Annotated in this window: 22 protein-coding genes; 5 read left to right on the forward strand and 17 right to left on the reverse strand. The window is 59.3% G+C overall.

The annotated features are described in order from the left end of the window. Positions 1-108: 108 nt before the first annotated feature. A complete protein-coding gene (locus tag ACESSC_RS09115; protein WP_373162618.1) occupies positions 109-1,146 on the reverse strand; it encodes a putative endonuclease domain-containing protein in 1,038 nt (345 codons plus the stop codon). A gap of 354 nt (positions 1,147-1,500) precedes the next feature. Here ACESSC_RS09115 and ACESSC_RS09120 point away from each other — a divergent pair, with 354 nt between their 5' ends. Next, the gene (locus ACESSC_RS09120; protein ID WP_373162620.1) at positions 1,501-2,847 is read left to right on the forward strand and encodes an MATE family efflux transporter; all 1,347 of its coding nucleotides are present in this window, start codon (positions 1,501-1,503) and stop codon (positions 2,845-2,847) included. Between the two features lie 92 nt (positions 2,848-2,939). On the opposite strand, the gene ACESSC_RS09125 is transcribed toward ACESSC_RS09120, so the two are convergent. The 3 genes from ACESSC_RS09125 to ligA form a co-directional block, all read right to left on the reverse strand. Then, positions 2,940-3,362: a PIN domain-containing protein gene (locus ACESSC_RS09125; protein WP_373162622.1), complete on the reverse strand. Its 423-nt coding sequence runs from the start codon at positions 3,360-3,362 to the stop codon at positions 2,940-2,942. Then, on the reverse strand, positions 3,359-3,751 hold the full coding sequence (locus ACESSC_RS09130; protein ID WP_158550998.1) for a type II toxin-antitoxin system Phd/YefM family antitoxin: 393 nt from the start codon (positions 3,749-3,751) through the stop codon (positions 3,359-3,361). The genes ACESSC_RS09125 and ACESSC_RS09130 overlap by 4 nt, the downstream gene beginning before the upstream one ends. Before the next feature lie 273 nt (positions 3,752-4,024). Next, entirely contained in the window at positions 4,025-6,253 is a 2,229-nt protein-coding gene (gene ligA, locus ACESSC_RS09135) for an NAD-dependent DNA ligase LigA (RefSeq protein WP_373162625.1), read from the reverse strand. 214 nt (positions 6,254-6,467) lie between these two features. Between ligA and ACESSC_RS09140 the strand changes: the two genes are divergently transcribed. The 4 genes from ACESSC_RS09140 to ACESSC_RS09155 are packed head-to-tail and all read left to right on the forward strand — an operon-like array spanning position 6,468 to position 8,122. Next, complete coding sequence (locus ACESSC_RS09140) at positions 6,468-6,869, forward strand: hypothetical protein (RefSeq protein WP_148331695.1); 402 nt, start codon at positions 6,468-6,470, stop codon at positions 6,867-6,869. Positions 6,870-6,923: 54 nt separating this feature from the next. Next, entirely contained in the window at positions 6,924-7,292 is a 369-nt protein-coding gene (locus ACESSC_RS09145) for a hypothetical protein (RefSeq protein WP_195443935.1), read from the forward strand. A 44-nt stretch (positions 7,293-7,336) separates the two neighbouring features. Further along, complete coding sequence (locus ACESSC_RS09150; protein WP_373162627.1) at positions 7,337-7,858, forward strand: hypothetical protein; 522 nt, start codon at positions 7,337-7,339, stop codon at positions 7,856-7,858. 12 nt (positions 7,859-7,870) lie between these two features. After that, positions 7,871-8,122, forward strand: coding sequence for a helix-turn-helix domain-containing protein (locus tag ACESSC_RS09155; protein ID WP_148331698.1), 252 nt, complete (start codon positions 7,871-7,873; stop codon positions 8,120-8,122). A gap of 110 nt (positions 8,123-8,232) precedes the next feature. Here the strand turns inward: ACESSC_RS09155 and ACESSC_RS09160 are convergent, their stop codons facing one another. The 13 genes from ACESSC_RS09160 to ACESSC_RS09220 all read right to left on the reverse strand — a co-directional run. Beyond that, positions 8,233-9,693, reverse strand: coding sequence for a S1C family serine protease (locus ACESSC_RS09160; protein ID WP_373162629.1), 1,461 nt, complete (start codon positions 9,691-9,693; stop codon positions 8,233-8,235). A 208-nt stretch (positions 9,694-9,901) separates the two neighbouring features. Further along, the gene (locus ACESSC_RS09165; protein WP_118256204.1) at positions 9,902-10,564 is read right to left on the reverse strand and encodes a response regulator transcription factor; all 663 of its coding nucleotides are present in this window, start codon (positions 10,562-10,564) and stop codon (positions 9,902-9,904) included. 50 nt (positions 10,565-10,614) lie between these two features. After that, the gene (locus tag ACESSC_RS09170) at positions 10,615-11,952 is read right to left on the reverse strand and encodes a glutamine synthetase family protein (protein WP_373162631.1); all 1,338 of its coding nucleotides are present in this window, start codon (positions 11,950-11,952) and stop codon (positions 10,615-10,617) included. 126 nt (positions 11,953-12,078) lie between these two features. After that, positions 12,079-12,573, reverse strand: coding sequence for a type II toxin-antitoxin system RelB/DinJ family antitoxin (locus tag ACESSC_RS09175; RefSeq protein WP_373162633.1), 495 nt, complete (start codon positions 12,571-12,573; stop codon positions 12,079-12,081). A 42-nt stretch (positions 12,574-12,615) separates the two neighbouring features. Continuing rightward, positions 12,616-13,638, reverse strand: a complete 1,023-nt coding sequence (locus ACESSC_RS09180) for a LacI family DNA-binding transcriptional regulator (protein WP_373162635.1) — start codon at positions 13,636-13,638, stop codon at positions 12,616-12,618. Positions 13,639-13,761: 123 nt separating this feature from the next. Next, a complete protein-coding gene (locus ACESSC_RS09185) occupies positions 13,762-14,454 on the reverse strand; it encodes a GntR family transcriptional regulator (protein ID WP_373162637.1) in 693 nt (230 codons plus the stop codon). Positions 14,455-14,660: 206 nt separating this feature from the next. Continuing rightward, entirely contained in the window at positions 14,661-16,610 is a 1,950-nt protein-coding gene (locus ACESSC_RS09190) for an FAD-dependent oxidoreductase (protein WP_373162639.1), read from the reverse strand. Between the two features lie 102 nt (positions 16,611-16,712). After that, positions 16,713-16,913, reverse strand: coding sequence for a hypothetical protein (locus tag ACESSC_RS09195; RefSeq protein WP_118258538.1), 201 nt, complete (start codon positions 16,911-16,913; stop codon positions 16,713-16,715). 175 nt (positions 16,914-17,088) lie between these two features. Beyond that, positions 17,089-19,416: a ferrous iron transporter B gene (gene feoB / locus ACESSC_RS09200; RefSeq protein WP_373162641.1), complete on the reverse strand. Its 2,328-nt coding sequence runs from the start codon at positions 19,414-19,416 to the stop codon at positions 17,089-17,091. 123 nt (positions 19,417-19,539) lie between these two features. Further along, positions 19,540-19,761, reverse strand: coding sequence for a FeoA family protein (locus tag ACESSC_RS09205; RefSeq protein ID WP_006234774.1), 222 nt, complete (start codon positions 19,759-19,761; stop codon positions 19,540-19,542). A 37-nt stretch (positions 19,762-19,798) separates the two neighbouring features. Further along, complete coding sequence (locus tag ACESSC_RS09210) at positions 19,799-20,041, reverse strand: FeoA family protein (RefSeq protein WP_233514447.1); 243 nt, start codon at positions 20,039-20,041, stop codon at positions 19,799-19,801. A gap of 188 nt (positions 20,042-20,229) precedes the next feature. After that, complete coding sequence (locus ACESSC_RS09215; protein WP_158559602.1) at positions 20,230-20,478, reverse strand: HPr family phosphocarrier protein; 249 nt, start codon at positions 20,476-20,478, stop codon at positions 20,230-20,232. 219 nt (positions 20,479-20,697) lie between these two features. Beyond that, a partial coding sequence (locus ACESSC_RS09220) for a hypothetical protein (protein WP_373162643.1) occupies positions 20,698-20,899 on the reverse strand: 202 nt, incomplete at its 5' end.

Below are 20,899 nucleotides of genomic sequence, written 5' to 3' on the forward strand. Positions count from 1 at the left end.
AGCACAGACCATCACAACATTCGGTGCTTTTCCCGTTTTTGGCAAAAAACGTCGAATGTTGTGATGGTTTGTCTGCCCACGGCACCCCGTAGAAGGACCAAAGCGCCCCTAAAGGCCGCCGTCCCAGTGCCGAATCACGAATTCTCGCAGGTCGTTCTGCCGCTTTTGGAATGCTTCGCTTCGGTCGCACTTGAGGCCCATAGCGAGCGCGATGGCGTTCATCGCCCGGTGCAATTGCAGCTGGTGGGCAAACTGAGTCCCGGTGAGGACGATCATCCTAAAGCCCAGCGCGCTCAGCACGGTCATACGCTCCGCATCCGACGCGCTGCGCTGTTTATCAAGATGGTCCGAGCCGTTATATTCAATCCCCGTACCGCTCGCAGGCGCATATACGTCGATCTCGAAATACCCGGCCTTAGCGAGATACTTGAACTCGCTGGGAACATCGACCCGATGGTTGAGCTCGATCTTGGCGTATCCCAGCCCTCCCTGGGAACGTTTTGCTACGACCATGATTGAGGTGGCCGTCTCCATGGGCGATCGCGCGCCATCGCGCACGCGTTTGAGCACGGCGGCCGCACGTATGGCCCCCTGACGAGATCGGTTCTCATTGCAATAAGCAATCAAATCGGCAACGGTATACCTCTGCCCCATCTCGATATAATCGCCTGTCGACAGATGATTCAAATGGTATCGGGCACAGATTTCGTAGCCATATTCCAGCTGCTCGGGCTCGCTCATCCACGAACCCGCTTGGACAAAGCACATGACCTCATCAACCACTAGAAGGCCCTCCGCCACCTCGATAAGATGGCCTGGGGGTACCGGCGCCCCAAACACGTGGCACCTAAATCCAGCCGGCGTCGAGCGCTCAAAATCGAAGTTAACGAGCGTATCGATATGATCGAGCTCTTCTCGTGGAATACCAAGCGAAACCAGATAGTCGGTAACGATCCCAACTGCCGTTGAAGCCCTCAGCCCCTTGGCATCGAGTCCCAATTTGGGCAGGCCCGCGGTCGGCTCCGCCTCGCTAGCAAGCGAGTCCTCATCGTATAGGCTGCTTGCTCGCGAGAGCGGCTCGGACGGGCGCGCCACGTTGTGGTACAGCCAGGCAGTCTTATGGGACAGGACAATCGGCAGGTCCATGAGCCCTCCAATGGAGTCGGATAACCAACCTTATTCCCCTGCCCACGGGTCCGCACACCTGCGTGCGCAAGAAAGCGATTCCACCCGATCGAGTGGCAGAAAAACCATCACAACATTCGATGCTTTTCCCGATTTTGTCAAAAAACGTCGAATGTTGTGATGGTTTGAGGCGAGTTGAGGGGCATGGAGGGACCAAAGCATCGTATTCGGCAAGGCGCGCCCCCGTATTCATTTGGAAATGTCCGCGGTCGTGACTTTTTTCGCCCCGCTGCCAACATAAACCTTGACTCTACAATCGTTGTAGGGTTTTCACTACACTGGTAGCAAAACGAACCCAGCCAGAAAGCCCCGCCCATGGAACACGACCTCACACGCGGCAATGTCCTCAAGACCATCGCGGTCTTTGCCCTGCCCTATATGCTCTCGTACTTTTTGCAGATGCTCTACGGCATGGCCGACCTGTACATGATGGGGCAGTTTAGCGGCGCCGCCGGCATCACCGCCGTGGGCAACGGCGCACAGACGCTCTATATCATTACCGTAACGCTCGTGGGCCTGGCCATGGGAACGACGGTCATCGTCGGCCACGCCGTGGGCTCGCGCCGGTTTGACCGAGCCGAGACCGCCATCGGCAACACCATCACGCTCTTTATGGGTGTCTCGGTGGTGCTGGCCGCTATCTTGCTCGCACTGTGCCCGCAGATCGTGGCGCTCATTGGCACGCCGGCCGAGGCGGTCGAAGGCACCGCCGCCTACCTGCGCATTTGCTTTATGGGCATTCCGTTTATCGCCGCATACAACATTCTTTCGGCCATCTTTCGCGGGCTGGGCGATTCGCGCTCGCCCATGTACGTGATTGGCGTGGCATGTATCATCAACATCGCGCTTGATTTTCTGTTTATCGGCCACATGGGGCTCGGCCCCGTGGGCGCGGCGCTCGGCACGGTGACCGCGCAGACGGCGAGCGTGGCCCTCGCGCTCGTGTGGCTCAAGAGCCGTCGCACAAACATCCACGTTAAGCGCAGCGACCTGCGCCCCCAGCCCGAGGTGCTCGGCAGCATTCTTAAGATCGGCGTGCCCGTGGCCGTGCAGGACGGCTGCATCCAGGTGGCGTTTATGTTCATCACCGTCATCGCCAACCACCGCGGCCTGGTCGACGCCGCCGCCGTGGGCCTGGTCGAAAAGATGATCAGCTTTTTGTTTATCGTGCCGAGTTCTATGGGCGCTACCGTCAGCGCGCTCACGGCGCAAAACGCCGGCGCGGGCAAGGGCGACCGCGCGCGTCAGGTGCTCAAGGATGCCATGACGATCTCGGTGGTGTACGGCTGCCTGATCACGGTGCTGATGTGGCTGGTGGCGCCGGTGTTTATCGGCTTTTTTGCCAAGGACGCTGCAGTGGTCACGGCGGGTGCCGGCTATATGCGCAGCTATATTTTCGACGCAATCTTTGCCGGCATCCACATTTGCTTTAGTGGCTTTTTCGCCGCGTATGGCAAGAGCTACATCGGCTTTGCGCACAACGTGCTGGCCGTGGCGCTCATTCGCGTGCCGGGCGCGTGGCTGCTGTCGAACGCCTATTCCGACACGCTGTTCCCCATGGGCATCGCCTCGCCGTGCGGGTCGATTCTGTCGGCGGCCATCTGCGTGATTGCATTTACCGTGCTCAACCGCCGCGGAACTTTTGACAAGCTGATGGCGTAGCGGGGCGACGCGAAATCGCCCTCATCGACGACATCATCAGCGACGACCCCAGGAGAACCGCCATGTCGAGGACAATCCCCGATATGGCAGATTTACTCCTCCGGAATCGGAAACGCCCGGATGAACTCTGCGGGCGAGAAGGTCTTGATGGTCGAGCGCACAAAAGCGGCTCGATCGCGCGTGATGATAAAGTCCGCACCGGCACGCTCGGCCATCGCACGGATACAGCCGTCCTCAAAGTCCGGCTCATCGGAATAGGCGGAGGTAAAACAAGCTTCTTGGTCGAGAGGCTCTAACGAGTAGCTCTTAAGGCAGTCGCGCACCACCTCGCGGGCGCGCGACTCGCCGGCCTGTTTGGTGAGAATGTAGTACGCGTCCTTGAGAGAACAAGCCGAAACAACGCCCTCGATAAGCCCCACGTCGACGAGCCCCTTGATCGCTTGCGCCGACGCATGTTCCGGCCGGCCCGGAAGCACGCAATCGAGCAGAAAATTGGTATCGAGAAATGCTCTCATAGGTAGCGCTCCCTCGCAACGCGCTTTTCATCTTCAACTGTCATCGTATCGAGCGGCGTTCCTTTTGGCATTTTGGCTACGATATCGAGATACTCCTGGTAGTCCTCATCCTCCGCGAGCATTTCGCGAATCTCCTTCCAGGTGATCTTGGGATGCCACATCGTACCCACGTCGCGCTTGGGCTTGTCCGAGCCGCGCGTCGGCTTTGCACCCCCGCGCTCCTGGGTAGCGTCATATTCCACTGCAACCGGGCCTTGATAGTCGAGCGGCACGATCTTGAACAACGGCTTGCTCCGCTTGAAGACCACAACTTCCTCGCCCTCATTGGCAACCTTTTCGGCCACCTGCGTAAGGTTTTGGCGCAGTTCCGAAAACGCGACGGTAACCATAGCGGCTCCTCTCAACATATATCTTCGCTGCTTAGTATACACGTTAATGTTAATGTTAGTGTATATAAAAATCACTATAATGGGGGCAATCAACCATTACGGGCACCTCTGCTTTGTATGAATCTCTTATCGCTCCGAGACGGTACCGATCCGCAGGATCACCCTCAGCAACCTACATGACGCAGATCACGGTGTCCGTCACCGCACCCAAATAAAAACCTCCCGGAAAGTATCAGACTTTCCGGGAGGTTATCCAATTTGATTATCGGCACCTTAAGCCTGGGGCACCTCACCAGTAGCTAAGATCTGCTCGAGCGCGTCCTCGTCCAGCACGGGCACACCCAACTGCTCGGCCTTGGTGAGCTTGGAGCCCGCTTTGGGACCGGCGACCAGATAGCTCGTCTTCTTGGACACGCTGCCCGAGACCTTGGCACCGAGCACCTTGAGCGCCGCACCCGCCTCGTCGCGCGTGCGGTTGACGAGCGTGCCGGTGAGCACGAAGGTCAGACCCGCAAGCGGCTGTGCGTCGGCGAGATCGCCTGCCACGCCAGCGTCGGCCGCGGCTTGCGCGTGCGCGGCGCCCAAGTCGACCTCGAGCGACAGGCCCGCCTGGCGCAGGCGCTCCAGCACGGCAAGGTTCTCGGGCACGGCCAGGAACTGCTTGACGCTCGCCGCAATCTTGGGACCGATGCCCTCGCACTCGGCGATGTCCTCTTCGCTCGCCAAGATGAGCTTGTCGATCGACAGGAATCGCTCGGCGATGACCTCGCCCACGCTCTTGCCTACATGGCGGATACCCAGGGCAAATAGTACGCGACCGAGCGGTTGGCTCTTGGACTTGTTGAGTTCGGCGATGATTTTCTCGGCCGTCTTGAGGCCTACCGGAATGGGGTCGCCCTTCTTGACGCCCTTTTTGCTATTGGAGCTGGCGTACACGCGGCCCGTGTCCAGGCCGGCGATATCGTCCACCGTGAGCTGGTAGAAGTCCGCGACATCGTGGATCAGGCCGGCAGCGATCATCTTGTCGACGATTTCGTCGCCCAGGCCATCGACGTCCATACAGCCGCGGCTCACCCAGTGGAGCAGGCGCTCCTTGAGCTGTGCGGGGCAGTCGATGGACACGCAGCGGTAGGCCACCTCGCCATCCTCGTGAACCACGGGGCTGCCGCACACGGGGCAAACCTCGGGCATGTGCCAATCAACGCTGTCGACCGGGCGCTTGTCGAGCACGGGACCCACGACCTCGGGGATCACGTCGCCCGCCTTGTGCACGATGATGGTGTCGCCCTCGCGCACGTTTTTGCGGCGGATCTCGTCGATGTTGTGCAGCGTGGCGCGCGCGATGGTGGAGCCGGCAACTGTGACCGGATCGAACTCGGCGACCGGCGTGAGCACGCCGGTGCGGCCCACCTGGATGCGAATCTCGCGCAGGATGGTCTGCTTTTCCTCGGGCGGGAACTTAAAGGCAATGGCCCAGCGCGGCGCGCGAGCGGTAAAGCCCAGGTCGAGCTGCTGCTGGAAGCTGTCGACCTTTACGACCACGCCGTCGATGTCGTAGTCCAAGTCGCCGCGATGCTCGAGGGCTTGGGCGCAGAACTCGTGGACCTCGGCCGGCGTGGCGCAGCGGGCCACGTTGGGGTTGACGCTAAAACCGGCGCTGCGCAGCCAGTCCAGAAACTCGCGCTGGCTGTGGACGTGCAGCGGATCGGTATCGGCGATGGCGTAGATAAAGGTGGCCAGGTCGCGGCGCGCCGTGACCTTGGGATCCTTCTGGCGCAACGATCCGGCGGCGGCGTTGCGCGGGTTGGCGAAGGGGTCGCGGCCCTCGGCATCGGCCTCTTCATTCAGACGAACAAAGCTGCCTTTGGGCATATAGACCTCGCCGCGCACCTCGATGGCGCGCTCGCGGTCGGCGCCCATGTGGGCGAGCGCCGGCTCGGACAGGTGCATGGGCACATCCTTGATGGTGCGCACGTTGAGCGACACGTCCTCGCCCGTGGCGCCGTCGCCGCGTGTGGCGGCGCGCACAAAGGTGCCGTTTTGGTAGGTCAGGGCCACGCCCAGACCGTCAATCTTAAGCTCGCAGGTATAGGTGACGCTGCCGGCACCGAGCGCATCCTCGGTGCGCTGGAGCCATGCGTCGAGCTCGTCCAGATCCATGGCATCGTCCATGGAATACATGCGCGCCATATGCGTGACCGGAGTAAATTGCTCGCTCACGTATCCGCCCACGCGCTGGGTATAGCTGTCGGGCGTTACCAGGTCGGGGTAGGTGGCCTCGATTTCCTGCAGCTCAACGAGCATTTTGTCAAAGGCGGCATCCGTGATCTCGGGCGCATCGAGCATGTAGTAGCGGTACGCGTGGTAATCGAGCTCGTGGCGCAGCTCAGCCGCGCGCGTTGCCGCCTGGGCACGGGCATCGGTCGGTGCGGCGGCTTCCGCGGTCGTGGGCGTTTTGGTATCGATATCCACACCGTCACCAAACAGGCTCGATTGCTCCATAGCGGCACTCCTTCGCTCGATTTCAAACGGATACAAGAGTACCACCGGTCACGATGGGGCCGATTAGCGGTCTCAAACCGCACCGAATCGGCAGCCGTCAAACTGGAGCGACAGCGGGTTCGACATGCTAAATTATGCGACTCAGTTCATAGTAGTTAATATTTTATATTGTGTTTGCAATATATTTTGGTATTATCAACGTGAGGTGATTGAAATGAAGAATCAGTCCAAACGTTTCCTAACCATCCTCGTCCCCCTTGTCCTTATAGCAGCCGCTTTGCTCGGCTTTTTCTGGAAGGACATTCCCTTTTCGAAGGACCTTTCCTTGCGGGGCGAAGTCGTTGCTGTGTATCACCCTTCCGCCAGCGGGGCGAGCGAAGGTCGCTTCGTTATCGCAAGCGAGCAATTCCAATCCGCACCGCTGCACCTCAACTTCAAAATCAATTCAACCATCCCCATTAAGGATCAGGATGGCAAGAAGGCAGAAGTCGGAGCCATCAAAGAAGGCGTCTACGTTGACGTAACCTGCACCGTCAACACCAGCAGCGATCCCGATCCCACAAAGCTGCCCGCCCTCATAACGCCAACAGCCATCACGATTACGCAAAAGGAATAGCTCGATGTCAGAAAGGAGTTTAAAAAATAATCACCAGATAGTTAGGAGCCAATGATGAAAAAGGTTGCTTATTTACTCGCCGTCTGCCTTGTTGGGTTATCGTGCATGACCGCGCAGCCCGCCTTCGCAGCAGAAACCCATTCCTCTATCATTTCGCCAGTTGCCGAAAGTCGTTCAATCTACACCGCCGAAACCACCCTCGCCTATTCGAACGGCGTCAGGCTCCATGTTACTTACACCGTTAACGATACCTATGGAACGATAACAGGCATCAAATCCATAAAGAACTGGACCTCCAATTCTCGAGTAAGCAACATCAGCTGGACTTATAGATACGGACTCAGCAACGGAAGCGTCGTCGTAACTGTTACTTACTATTACAACGGCAGTTGGCATTCTGAAGCAAGAACCATCTATGCTTAGGATTTTTTGGCTGCGGCATTGCCGCAGCCTTTTTGGGGTTAATTATGGAAAGCTCAGATAAACGATGCCGTTTTAGCAGTGTGATGTTGCTCGCCACTTTGTCTGTCGCAGCAATCATGGCGGCCTTCTCAGCGTTCAGCGTTGCCAACGAGGCGCGGGAGGTGCTCTTTGCACCCACTCCCCTCTACATTAACGGTGAGTCCATTCCGAGCGCCGTCCTTACCGCGCTTGCCATCCGCGACGTTCTGGCCCTGGCGCTTTCAATCGCATGCCTGATTGTCTACTTGAACTTCTGCCTTGACGTCGTCAGCACTCAGTCGATATTCACGCGAAAACAATGCCGGCGTCTTCTGGTTGTTGGACTTCTGCTGCTCATTTCTTCAATTGTCTCGATTACCCTAGATAACCTGTGTGCCATCCAGCTCCCCAACGACGTCAGTATTACCGCAATTGGCATCTTTGGTTTTAACGCTTGGACACTGGTTCTCGCTTTGTTTGCGCTATCCCTTTCGGCTATCTTTGAGTACGGGCGACTCTTGCAGTCGGACGTTGACGCCATTATTTAGAAGGAGGGCAGCATGCCAATCGTCATGAGACTCGATCGCGTCATGGCGGATCGCAAAATGTCCTCTCAAGAACTTGCCGACATTATCGGCATCTCGCCCGTTAACGTTTCGCGCATTAAAACGGGGAGGCTCAAGGGCATCCGCTTTTCGACGTTGACCGCAATGTGCGAGGCGCTTCACTGCAAACCCGGCGACATCATCGACTGGATGTCGGACGAAGAGTACGTCGAGGCATTTGGAAGCCTTCCCAGCGACGAAGACTAACCAAAATGATCCGTTTCCCCGTCCCCAAAGGATCAATAGGAAAAGAGGGGGGGCTGTCCCGCGTTGACGGAACAGCCCCCCTCTGGCATCGGTATGTACGATACAGCTCGTTAGAAACCCTGACCGTGGCCCTGACCCTGGCCCTGCTGGCCCAGCAGCTCCTCCAGATACTGGCGCAGTTGCTCGTCGGTAATGCCGCCGTTGCCGGTGTCGGTCGCGCTGTCGTTCTGCTGCTGGTTCTGCAGCTCCTCGTCGGAGCCCAGCTCGACGGTGACCTTCTTCTCTTCCTTGCCGCGCATAAGCGTAATCTCGACCTTCTCGCCCACCTCATGGCTGCGCAGCGCGATGATCAGGCCATCGGCGCTTGTAATCTCGTCGTCGCCCAGCTTGGTAATGACATCGCCCTCCTGGATGCCGGCCTTGGCGGCGGGACCGTCCTCGACGACGCTTGCCACATAGGCACCGCTATCGGTGCTCAGCTTGTTGGTACGGGCGTTGAGCGCGTTGACGCTCGAAAGCGTGGCGCCCAGATACGGATGCACCGGCGTCTTGCCGTCGATAATCTGGTCGGCAATGTTCTTGGCGTAGTTAACGGGAATAGCAAAGCCCACGCCCGAGCTAGAGCCCGAGTAGCTCTCGATGAGCGAGTTGATACCCACGAGCTCACCATTGTCGTTGACGAGCGCGCCACCGGAGTTGCCCGGATTGATGGCAGCATCGGTCTGGATCATGTTGGCATAGATGGTGTTGCCGCTGGTAGAGCTCATGGCCGTGGAGCGATACAGCGCCGAAACGATACCCGTGGAGACAGACTGCTCGTTGCCAAACGGCGAGCCGATCGCCATAACCCACTCGCCCACGTTAAGCTTGGAGGAGTCACCGATCTCGATCGGGGTGAGCTTGGAGGCATCGGCGTCCTTGAGCTTGATGACGGCAAGGTCGCTCGAGGCATCGTTGCCCACGAACTCGGCCTCGTAGGTGGTGCCGTCATCCATGGTCACCACGTACTGGTCGTAGCCATCGACCACGTGGTTATTGGTGAGGATGTGGCCCTCGGTATCGAGCACAACGCCCGAACCGACGCTGCCCGAGCTATCCGACTCGTCGGCAGACTGCGAAAGCGAACCATTCTGGCCGCCGCTCGAAGTGGCGGTGATGGAAACGACGGAGGGCAGGGCCTTGGCAGAAACGGCCTCGGCCAGCGTGGTGTCCTCGGAATCAATCGTAATCTTTTGCGTCGACGAGCCAGATGCACCCGCCGTCACGGCATTCTTGCCGCCACCGATGTTGAGCGTGCCGCTCATAATGAGCGCAATGACCAGCAGGGCGCCGCAGGCGCAGCCGGCAAGTGCCGTAATAAAGATTGGCAGCTTTTTGGTCTTGGTCTTGACCACTGTGTGCTTGTTTACGACCTGCTGGCTGCCCAGCGGCTGGCCGGTCTGCGTGTCGTAGGCCTGCACGTAGGGAATGTTGCTGTCGGCAGGCGTCGACTCCACCTGCACGCGCGGCTGCTGTTGGGTCTCGCCGGCGTTGCCCGCATCCTGGGGACACTGGGAATCGTACTCGCTCATAGCTGCGATCCTTTCGTCAAATAACCAAAGGCCCGCCAAACAAGTGACGGGCCATCATTGTTCACGTTGAGTTGTACCCCAATATGCGGGCGCAAGTGTATGAGAACGCAATCTTTTAGGAAGGCTTAAGTTCTGTTGCAGATTTGAGAGGAACCCGCACCTGCGTCAAAACCACCACAAAGGTGCCTGTCCCCTTTGTGGTGGAAATCTAGTCCTTAAACAGATAGCCCACGCCGCGGACGGTGGTGATGTGCGCCGCGATCTGCGGGCCCACTTTGGAGCGGATGCGTCGGATGTGCACGTCGACGGTGCGCGTGCCGCCGCAGTACTCAAAGCCCCACACGCGGTGCAGCAGCACCTCGCGGCTGTAGGCGCGGTTGGGGTGCGTCGCCAAAAAGCTCAGCAGCGAGTACTCCATTAGCGTCAGGTCGATGGGCTCGTTATCGAGTGTCACCTGGTAGGTAGCCAGGTTGATCTCGAGGTTATCGATGTTGAGCACATCGTCGGCGGCCACGGTCTCCTCCTCGCCCATCAGGCGCTGCGCGCGAGCCTTGAGCTCGTTGGGCGTCGCCGTGGGGCATACAAAGTCGGCATGCGCGTGATTGGGCAGGCGCAAGGTACCGAGTGCCTCGTCGTCGACGATCACCAGCATGGGGACACCGCCGCGATCGTCAAGCCACTTGGCAATCTGATCGATGCGGTCGCTGCGGATGCCATCGGAATCGAGAATCAGCAGGTCAAAGTCGTGCGCCGCAGTTGGCGAATCGGGGGTTGCCAGGCTCACCTCGACACCCAGGGTAGTCGTCAAGCTGCGGGCAAACTCGTGGAAGCGCGTCGTGCGCGCCATGAACAGGGCACTCTTTTCGGACATATCGGCCTCCAAAGAAATGAGCTCAATCGTACTGGAACAAACCAGCGCGATTAGGAGTTCGCCAGGTAGTGCTTGATCTCCCACTCGGTGATCGTAGACTCAAACTTATGCCACTCGTCGCGCTTCTTTTTGAGGAAGAAGCTGTGGATGTGCTCGCCGAGGGCATCCTTCATAAACTGCGAATCCTCAAACACGTCGAGCGCCTCTTTGAGCGAGCGCGGCAGCGGCGTGTAGCCGGCCTCGACCATCTGACGGTCGGTAAGCTTGAGCGTCTCGGCCGTGGCCTCGGGCGGGAGCTCCAGCTTGCGCTCGATGCCGTCCAGACCAGCCGCCAGCGTGACGGCGTTGACCAGGTACGGATTGGCCATGGGATCGGGACTACGCAGCTCGATGCGCGTGGACAGCTGCTTGCCGGGCTTGTAGACCGGAATGCGGACCATGCTCGCGCGGTTGCGCAGGCCCCACGTGGCGTACTGCGGCACGGAGTCGCCACCCGTGGTGATGCGCTTATACGAGTTGACCGTGGGGTTGGTGATGGCGCTGATCTCGCGCGCGTGTGCCAAGATGCCGGCCATGTAGTGCTTGGCGACGTCGGAGAGGTGGTACTTCTCGTCGTCCTCGCCCCAAAAGACGTTGTTGCCGTCATGGTCGAACAGCGACTGATGCAAAAACATGGCGCTGCCGTCCTCACCCGCCAGCGGCTTGGGCATAAACGAGGCATGGCAGCCGCTCTCGTAAGCCTGCTGCTTAATGATGAGCTTGGCCGTGGTGATGGCGTCGGACATACTCAGGGCCTCGGCGTGGCGCAGGCTCATGCCGTGCTGTGAGCGACCAGCGGCGTGGAAGGTGTACTCCACGGGCACGGACATCTTCTCGAGCGTAAGGACCGTGTTGCGGCGCAGGTCGCGGGCGGCGTCGCTCACCGAAAGATCGAAGTAGCCCACGTTGTCGAGCGGCTCGGGCGTGCGCTCGTCGGGGAAGTAGTAATACTCCAGCTCGGCACCAACGTTGAGCAGGTAGCCGGCCTTTTCGGCCTTGTGGAACATGCGGCGCAGCGCATCGCGCGGGTCGCCGGCAAACGGCTTGCAATCGGGAGTGCACACGTCGCAGAACACGCGGGCGACGCCGTTGTGGCTCGGGCGCCATGGCAGGATCTGGAAGGTTGAAGCATCGGGAAACGCCAGCATGTCGGCTTCCTCGGGCGTGGCAAAGCCCTCGATGGCGGAGCCGTCAAAGCCAATACCCTCCTCAAAAGCGACCTCGAGGTCCTCGGGGCTAATGGCAAAGTTCTTGAGGCGGCCGAGAATGTCGACAAACCACAGACGAACAAAGCGGATGTCACGTTGCTCTACGGAGCGGAGTACGTAATCGATGTTCTGCTGATTCATGTCGCTCCCCTTTCTTTCGGGCGGGTTTCGACTGGTTTATATCGCAGATACTATCGCAGAAAAATGTTTCCGCAGGGTTAAAGCGTATCAAGCGCTCAAAAAACGTGCGTGGGCAGGCCGTCTGACTTACGCGCGATCATAAAGGATCACTCCTTCGCGCTCGATTACCGCGGCAAGATCGTCATCAAGATCGTCACTCGAGACGAGGTCGACCTGCCTCCCGGTTTCTTTGCGCACCGCCTCACCAAACGCCGACAACGCGAAAAGACCAAAGCCCTGATCGCGATCGACTTCGAGACGCAAGTCAATGTCACTATCGGCACGCGCCTCGCCACGAGCATACGAGCCAAAAAGAATCACGGTTTTGATGGCGGGAATCGGGCTGGCCGCCTCACGGACGGCTGACTCAATCTGAGCAGTATCCAAAATGCCCGCCGCAGCGCTTTCGCTCGCAGGGCTTTTACCGAGTGAAGGAACAAACGGCAGCGAGCGCTCGCGCAGCATCTGTCTCATAAACATATTGACCGCAACAGACGAAGTCATGCCAAGTTCTTCGCACAGCTCGGCAAATGAATCTTTAATTGACGAGTCCACTCGCACACTCAGCACAGACGCAGCCATGGGTACCTCCTGTATGACATTGTCTATATAATATCACACAGGCTAGCGCGAGGTCGAAGCGCGGTGTTCGATGTGGCCGGGGACCTCGATGCGCTTGGGGGCGAGCTTTGCGGCATCGCCCACCGTAGTGGTAACGACGTCGATGCGCTCGGACAGGCGCTCGACTACGCGCTCGGCAATGGTAAGGGTGTCTTGCGCGGCCGTGGTCACACCGCCAAAAAGCACGTGGTTCCAGGGGTAATCGTCAAACGTCGCGATCTTGAGGCCAGCCGGCAACGAGGGGCCGAGCTGGGCCAGCGCCTCGGTCAGACGCAGGAAAACCAGGCCGTTGACGGCAATGAGGCCGAGCTTTTTACCCGCATAGCCGCGGATGGTCTCGTCCAGGCGACTGACACCCTCGACGCCACCGTCCGCCAAGGTGACGACCTCGCCGGCCAGGCCGCGGCGCGAGAGCTCGTCGGCAAACGCCTCGGCGCGTTCGCGACGCACGGGGCTGTCGTCGCTTGCCTCGGCGAGCAGGCACAGGCGCTCGCTGCCCGCAGAGGCCAAGGCGTCTACCAGGCCGGCGACCAGCTCACGGTTGTTGGAGGTCACCAGATCGACACCGCCGTCGGCAACATCGCGGTCGAGCAGCACGACAGGCAGGCGTCCCGCAGCCGCGGCGATGGCCCCGTCGTTGCCGCCACAGGTGTTGACGACCAGGCCGTCCGCGCCGGCATCGATAAGTCTGGTGAGCGACTCTGCCTCCTTGGCGGGTTCGTTGCCGCTAATGGCGGTCATGAGCGAGCAGCCGCGCGCGGCGGCGCTGGCGGAAAGCCCTTCGAGCATGGCGCTGGAGAACGGGTTAGCGATGTCGGCCAGGATCACGCCGATGAGGTTGGTGCGCGAGCTGCGCAGGTTGCGCGCGGCGGCACGTGGGCGATAGCCAGTGCGCTCGATAACCGCCGCGATGCGCGCGCGAGTTTCCTCGGTCATCTGCCCGGGGCGGTTGTTGAGATAGCGCGAAACCGTGGCCGGGCTCACGCCCGCCTCGGCGGCAATGTCCTTAATCCTCATCTGCGCCATAGCGCACCCCGTTCCCCAATTGTCGGCAGTCTGAGCCATTTTAGGCATTTTTAAAAAACTCGCTTGCAAAACGTTGTAGGTGAGCAGCATCGTTTTTGCGTCTCGAGCAGATGCGGTGATGGGCTAGATAGACGAGTCTTTGGAAAGCTCGAAATAGTCGGGATGCAAGGCGATAACCGGGCCCTGCTCCTCGGGCATCAGGTGCAAGTGCGTCTCGGCAAGATAGCTCGCCGTGTCGGTATCGCCCCTCTTAATGGCCTCGAGAATCCGACGATGTTGTCGACGAATCGGCTCCCAATCCAGATCCTGCGACACCATACGCAACCAGTTGTATCGCTCAAAATGCGTATTGATGCTCTTCATCCAATCCCACAACATGTGACGGCCGGCAATCACAAAACACGTCTCATGAAACAGGTTATCCAAGTCGAAAAAGCGACGCGTTTCGCGATGGTCGAGCGATTCGGACTCGGCAAGAATCTGCTCAAGCCGATGCTTCTGCTCGGACGTGGCTGCCGAGCAGCATTTAATGAGTACGCTTCTTTCGAGTTTCTCGCGCAAGAAACAGGCGTTCTCGGCGCGCTCCATGCTGATTTTTGAGACATAGGTGCCGCTTTTGGGACGCGTTTCCACTAGCTCCTGCTCACGCAGACGCACAAAGGACTCGCGAATGGGCGTGCGCCCGATTCCCGTCTCCTTTTCCAGACCAATCGCCGAAAGGCGCGTGCCGGGCTTGAGCTCGGCATAGATGATCTTGGAGCGCAATGCGTTGTATGCCTGATCTTGCAGGCTCTGATAATGCTGGTGTTGTTCCATAAAGCCCTCGAATGAAGCTCACGGTTTGTCGAATATCACCACGTAATACTATCGCATCCCCCATCCCCTCAATTGCGGTGAAAGAGGGAGTGCTCACGTCGCCAGCACCGCAAGAGCAAGCGGTGGCATCCCGAAACCCGGGACACCACCGCTATTTTGCTATCGGATGGCGCAGAGACGCCCCTCCTCATGCACCAAGGGGTTGACTAGAGTTCGCAGGCAACCTTGTAGCCATCCCCGATGGCATCGCGGATGTTGCCGCACTTGTTGGCATCACCCAGCACGTGGGTGGCAACGCCGGCAGCGGTAAGGTCGTCGGCCAGCTTGGTGTTGGGACGATAGCCCATGGCAAGCACCAGCGTATCGGCATCGGCGATGGTGTGGACCTCGCCGTCCTTTTCGTAGCTGATGGCGTCCTCGGTGATTTCGGTCACCTTGGCCTCGGTCAGCACATGGACGCCCTTGGAGAGCATGCGCGTGATGAGCACCGCGCGACCGGCACCGCCCTCGTTGGCGGCAAGCGTCTTGGTCATCTCGATAACGGTGACATCGCGATTGGCCGGCGAAAGGTCGTTGACCAACGGGGCCAGGTAATCGGCCGTCTCGCAGCCAACGGTGCCGCCGCCCACAATGACGATCTTCTTACCCGGGAAAGCCTTGCCACCCAGCAGGTCGTCAGCCGTCATAACCTGCTTAAAGCCCTGCATGAATGCCGGAGCGATGGGCTCGGCGCCGTAGGCCAGGACAACCTCGTAACCCGCGTAGTCGCGCTGAATGTCCTCGGCCGAGAGCTCGGTGCCAAAGACGCACGTGACGCCTGCCTCGGCCAGGCGACGGTACTGATACTTGATCACGCGGGTGAGCTCGTGCTTTGCCGGCGGAACGGCCGCGATGCGCATCTCGCCACCCGGCTCGTCCTGCTTGTCCACGAGCACCACGTTATGGCCGCGCTTGGCGGCAATGTAGGCTGCCTCCATGCCCGCAGGACCGGCACCCACAACGAGCACGTTCTTTGCCTCGGCGGCAGGCTCGTAGCCGGCCTCGTCGCGTTCCACGTCCGGGTTGACGGTGCAGGAGATGCGCTTGCCAAACATGATGCCGTTCAGGCAGCGCAGGCAACCGATGCAGGGACGGATATCATCGGCATTGCCGGCAGCGGCCTTGTTGCAGAACTCGGCATCGCACAGATTGGCGCGGCCCATCATGCAGATGTCGGCAGCGCCGTCCTCGATCAGCTCCTCGGCAATCCATGCCTCATTGATGCGGCCGACCGTGGCGACGGGAATGTTCACATGCTTTTTGATCTCGCGCGAGCAGGCGGCGTGCGAGGCCTGCTGCGTACCGGCGGCGGGAATCGCGGAGCCGCGCTTGATGGTAGTGCCGCCCGACACGTGGATCATGTCGACGCCAGCCTTCTCCAGGCGACGCGAGACGTAGATCATGTCGTTGAGGGTCAGACCGCCATCGGTGTACTCGTCGCCCGAGATACGGACGTCGATGATGAAGTCCTTGCCGCAGCGCTCGCGAATCTCGGCGATGACCTCGAGCAAGAAGCGCATGCGGGCATCGAGCGAGCCACCGTACTCGTCGGTACGCTTGTTATAGAGCGGGGTCAAAAAGCCGCCGAGCATGCCGTGGGCGTGCGCCGCATGGACCTCGACGCCGTCGACACCGGCCTTCTGCATGCGCACGGCAGCGTCGCCAAACTGATGCGTGAGCTCGTGGATCTCATCGACCGTGATAGGGCGCGGCGCCTCGCGGGCATAGGACGGGCCCACAAAGGACGGGGCGACGAGGCGCGGCGTGCCCGGAATGTTAAAGGCCATGTAGGCGGGGTGGAAGAGCTGCGGCATAATCTTGCAGCCATACTCGTGGACGGCCGCGGCGAGCTTTTCCCAGCCAGGGATAAACGTGTCGTCGTAGCAGCACATGTCACCCGGCAGGTAGGTATAGGTAGGCTCGACCGTCACGACCTCGGTGATGATGAGGCCCACGCCGCCCTTGGCACGGGCACGGTAATGATCGACCAAGTCGTCGGTCACATAGCCATGATCGGCCAGGTTGGTGGACACCGGCGGCATAAAGACGCGGTTCTTGACCTCGGTCGTACCGACCTTGATCGGACTAAAGAGCATCGGGTAGGCGGAGGACTCCATACAGGGTTCCTTTCGTTTGGGCCGCTCGGCGGCAGTTGCTAACGTACTTATCGTATCAGCAACTGCCGTATCCGAAGTAATGCATTCCCAAACGCTGGTCGGCTAATGAATACCGCGGCTCAAATCTTCGGCAATTTTGTCCACGCCCTTAAGCGCGGCGCACGTCTTTTTGTTGGAGCAATGTCCCGTGCAAACGCCACCTTGAGCGCAGTCGGCGCAGGTGCCCTTGCGATAAATGCGCACGCACACGGCGACAAACGCAATGCCGATAACAGCCAGTACAACAATATCGATAGGTGCCATAGCAAGCCTCCTCTAGTTAACCACCACTTACTTTACCCCATTCTCCACCTACCAAAAAGGGACAGGTTTATTTTGGTCGGTTTTATCTGCGGAAACGCCACATCTCCCCCACCAAAAAGCCCGAGTGTCGCTGGGACACCCGGGCTCGTGGAAAGGGGCTAATCCTTATTCGGACTTAAGCGGAAACTGCGGCGGAAGCGGTGTTGGTCTCATCCTCGTCGGTCCAAGCGTGCTTGGGCATGGGACGGAAGATCTGGAAGAGCATCGCAACCAGCAGAACGATGGCTACAACCGTCCAAATACCAAACTGGCCAAGGACAAGCAGGTTGTAGAACTGGTTGATGAACAGGCCGATCACCCAGGCAAAGGCGCACTCGTAGCCGATGGCAATCGCGGTCCACTTGCCGGAGTCCATCTGGTTGCGGATAGTGCCCATGGCGGCAAAGCACGGGGCGCACAGCAGGTTAAAGGCGCCAAAGGCAACGCAAGCGCCCATAGTCGGGAACATGCCGGCGAACGCGGTCCACAGGCTCGGGTCGGTCTCGGCGGCGTCGGCAACGGACAGCAGCGAGCCGGCGGTAGCGACGACGTTCTCCTTGGCGACGAGGCCCGAGACGGTGAGCGCGGTGGCCTGCCAGGTGCTAAAGCCAAGCGGGGCGAAGATCCAAGCGACCAGATTACCGAGCATGGCAAGCACGGAGTAGTCCATGAACTCCTCGGGGATGCCCTCCATAGCAGGCAGGAAGCCAAAGGAGCCGTTGTAGCTGCCAAAGTTGGACAGGAACCACACCACGACGGTGGACGCGAAGATGACCGTGCCGGCCTTCTTGATAAAGGCCCAGCAGCGCTCCCACACGTGCAGCGCCCAAGAGCGGATCGCCGGGAAGTGGTAGGCAGGAAGCTCCATAACGAACGGCGTCGGACGGCCGGCGAAGAGCTTGGTCTTCTTGAGCATGAGGCCCGAGGCGATGACGGCAAAGACGCCCAGGAAGTAGAAGAGCGGGCTAATCCACGCGGCGGTGGTAGAAGAATCGCCGATGATGGAACCCATGAGCAGGGCAATGATCGGCAGCTTAGCGCCACAGGGAATGAACGTGGTGGTCATGACCGTCATGCGGCGGTCCTTCTCGTTCTCGATGGTCTTGGTGGCCATGACGCCGGGGACGCCGCAGCCCGAGGACACGAGCATGGGGATAAAGGACTTACCGGACAGGCCAAAGCGGCGGAACACGCGGTCCATGATGAAGGCGACGCGGGCCATGTAGCCGCAGTCCTCCAGGAAAGACAACATCACAAAGAGCAGGAACATCTGCGGCACAAAGCCGAAGATGGCGCCCAGGCCGCCGACGATGCCGTCGCAGACCAGCGAATCGACCAGGCCACCGTCCTCGGTGCCGCCCGCCACAAGGGCGTCGTGCACCACGGTGGTGATACCCGGGACATAGGGGCCGTACTGCGCCGGGTCGACCGAGTCGGCGTTGTCGCCCGCAGCCTCAACAGCTGCGTCATAGGCGTCGCGACCCTGACCGAGCACGTACCAGCCGTCGGTGCCGAAGAGTTGGTCGTTGGTGAAGTCGGTCACCGTGCCGCCGAGGGTAGAAACGGCGATGTAGTACACGCAGAACATGATGACCACAAAGATCGGCAGGCCCAGGATGCGGTTGGTAACCACACGGTCGATCTTCTCGGAAGTGCTCATCTTGGCCGGAGCCTTGGTGAGGCACTCGTCGATGATGTGGGCAATCACGCCGTAGCGCTCGCCGGTGATGATGGACTCGGCGTCGTCGTCGCAGTCCTGTTCGCACTGGGCGACCAGCTGCTCCACGCGAGCGGCCTTCTCCTTAGTGAGGTTGATGAGCTTGCAGGCGTCCGCGTCGCGCTCGAACAGCTTGACCGCGTAGTAGCGACGCTTGTTGGCGGGAACGCTCGCCGGCAGGTTGTTCTCGATGTGGTCCAGAACGTCCTCGATGGAGGAATCGAACTTGTGCTCCGGCACCTGGCCCTTGGAAGCAGCGGACTTCTTGACCTGCTCGAACAGCTCCGTGATGCCCTTGTTCTTAAGAGCCGAGATCATCATGACCGGGCAGCCGAGCTTCTTGGAGAGCTTGTCCGTGTCGATCTTATCGCCGTTCTTCTCGACCAAGTCGGCCATGTTGAGGGCGACGACCACGGGCAGGCCGGTCTCGATAACCTGAAGCGCCAGGTACAGGTTGCGCTCGAGGTTGGTGGCATCGACCACCTGGACGACGACATCGGGCTCGCCGCTCATGAGGTAGTCGCGCGAGCACTGCTCCTCGGGGCTGTAGGGGGAAAGCGAGTAGATGCCGGGGAGGTCCGTAATCGTGACGTTCTTGTCGCTTAGGAGCTTGGCTTCCTTTTTCTCAACCGTGACGCCGGGCCAGTTGCCAACGTAGCCGTTGGCGCCGGTGATCAGGTTGAAAAGCGTGGTCTTGCCGCAGTTGGGGTTACCCGCCAGCGCGACATGGATCTGAGAATCCGCCATTCAATCCTTCTTCCTTGTGTGCCCGCGCTGCTTTCTCCGCGCAGGCTGGATAATGTGCATCAAAGATGCTGCATTAAGTTAGAAAAACCTAACTTTATCTGCAGAAATATGTGCCGCCGGCCCTTACTGGACCTCGACGACGGCAGCCTCCTCCTTGCGGATGGAGAGCTCGTAGCCACGCACGTTGATCTCGACCGGATCTCCGAGCGGTGCAACCTTTACGACCTTGAACGAAGTGCCCTTGATGAGCCCCAGGTCCATAAGGTGGCGGCGAAGCGCACCCTCACCGTGAAGCTTGACGATGGTGGAGCTCTCGCCCACCTTAACGTCACCCAACGTCTTCATTTACTTGTCCCCCTTTCGGTTTTTTAAATGCTGCGGACTAACTGACGGTCATGATGTGCATGGCAACCTTGGAATCGATACCAAAGCGTGCGCCCAGCACCGTGACGATGATATTGGCGCCACTCGAGCTCACCACGTGAATTTCGCTGCCCTCGACAAAGCCGAGGTCCTTGAGGTGGTGCTTCATATCCTCATTGCCCTTTACACGAGACACGCGCACGGTTTCGCCCGCTTTTACCATCGAAAGCGGCATTGCCGGCATCTGCGGTCCGCAAGACATGAGTGGCTCCTAACGTCAGTTCGTCCTCAACATCGACGCGGTAAAAGTTAACCACATCTATGTTCGCTTTAGTAAACTAGCACGTGGTTAACTTTTTGGAAAGGGTCCCCATTTAGATTCCGAAAAAGTTTCCTATACGAAACAAAAAGGCGCGGCAAAGAGCTGTCCTTTGCCGCGCCCTGTCATGCTTAGAGCGAGAGGTTTCTGATCGACGTGACGCAGGAAGCCTCGTCTACGCCCGAAACGCGGAAGATGATGTCCTCGCCGCACTCGCCGTAGAGAGCCATGAGCCCCATTACATCGCGGCCGTCGGTATGGCGATCGCCGATACTGACCGATACGTTGCTACGATGCTTGGCAATGATGTCGTAAAGCAGCGCAACCGGGCGGGCATGCAGTCCCAACGGATCTTTAATCGTCTTTGTAAACTCGACCATGTCCCCTCCCGCGGCATCGCGCATTCGGCCGGCAAACCCAGCCACGTGGTAGTTATTGTAGCGTTAGATGCTTGTCGAGAGCTCCTCTGAACACCTCGTGGACAAAAAGTGGCAAATATGAGTACTGTCACCAATTTAGTAGCAGCAAAATCGAGAGCAAAGTGCCTACTTTGAGCGATTCGAAGAGGTTGAAAGCCGTCAAACGCCCTTTAAAGGGGGTTAGATAAATTGATTTTGAGCCCATTTTCGCTCAGAACGGGCCGAAAAATATGACACCTCTTTTGCAACAGTACTCATATTTGGCATTTTTTGACCACGGGGTCCAAAACCATGTCCCAAAACACAGACGATATGAGCAGGACATAAAACATTGGGAGCCCCCGGCATGAAAGTCCGCGGATTAGGCCGACAATGGTGAGTG

Source organism: Collinsella aerofaciens (genome assembly GCF_964243765.1).
In the GTDB taxonomy this organism is placed as follows: domain Bacteria; phylum Actinomycetota; class Coriobacteriia; order Coriobacteriales; family Coriobacteriaceae; genus Collinsella; species Collinsella aerofaciens_BU.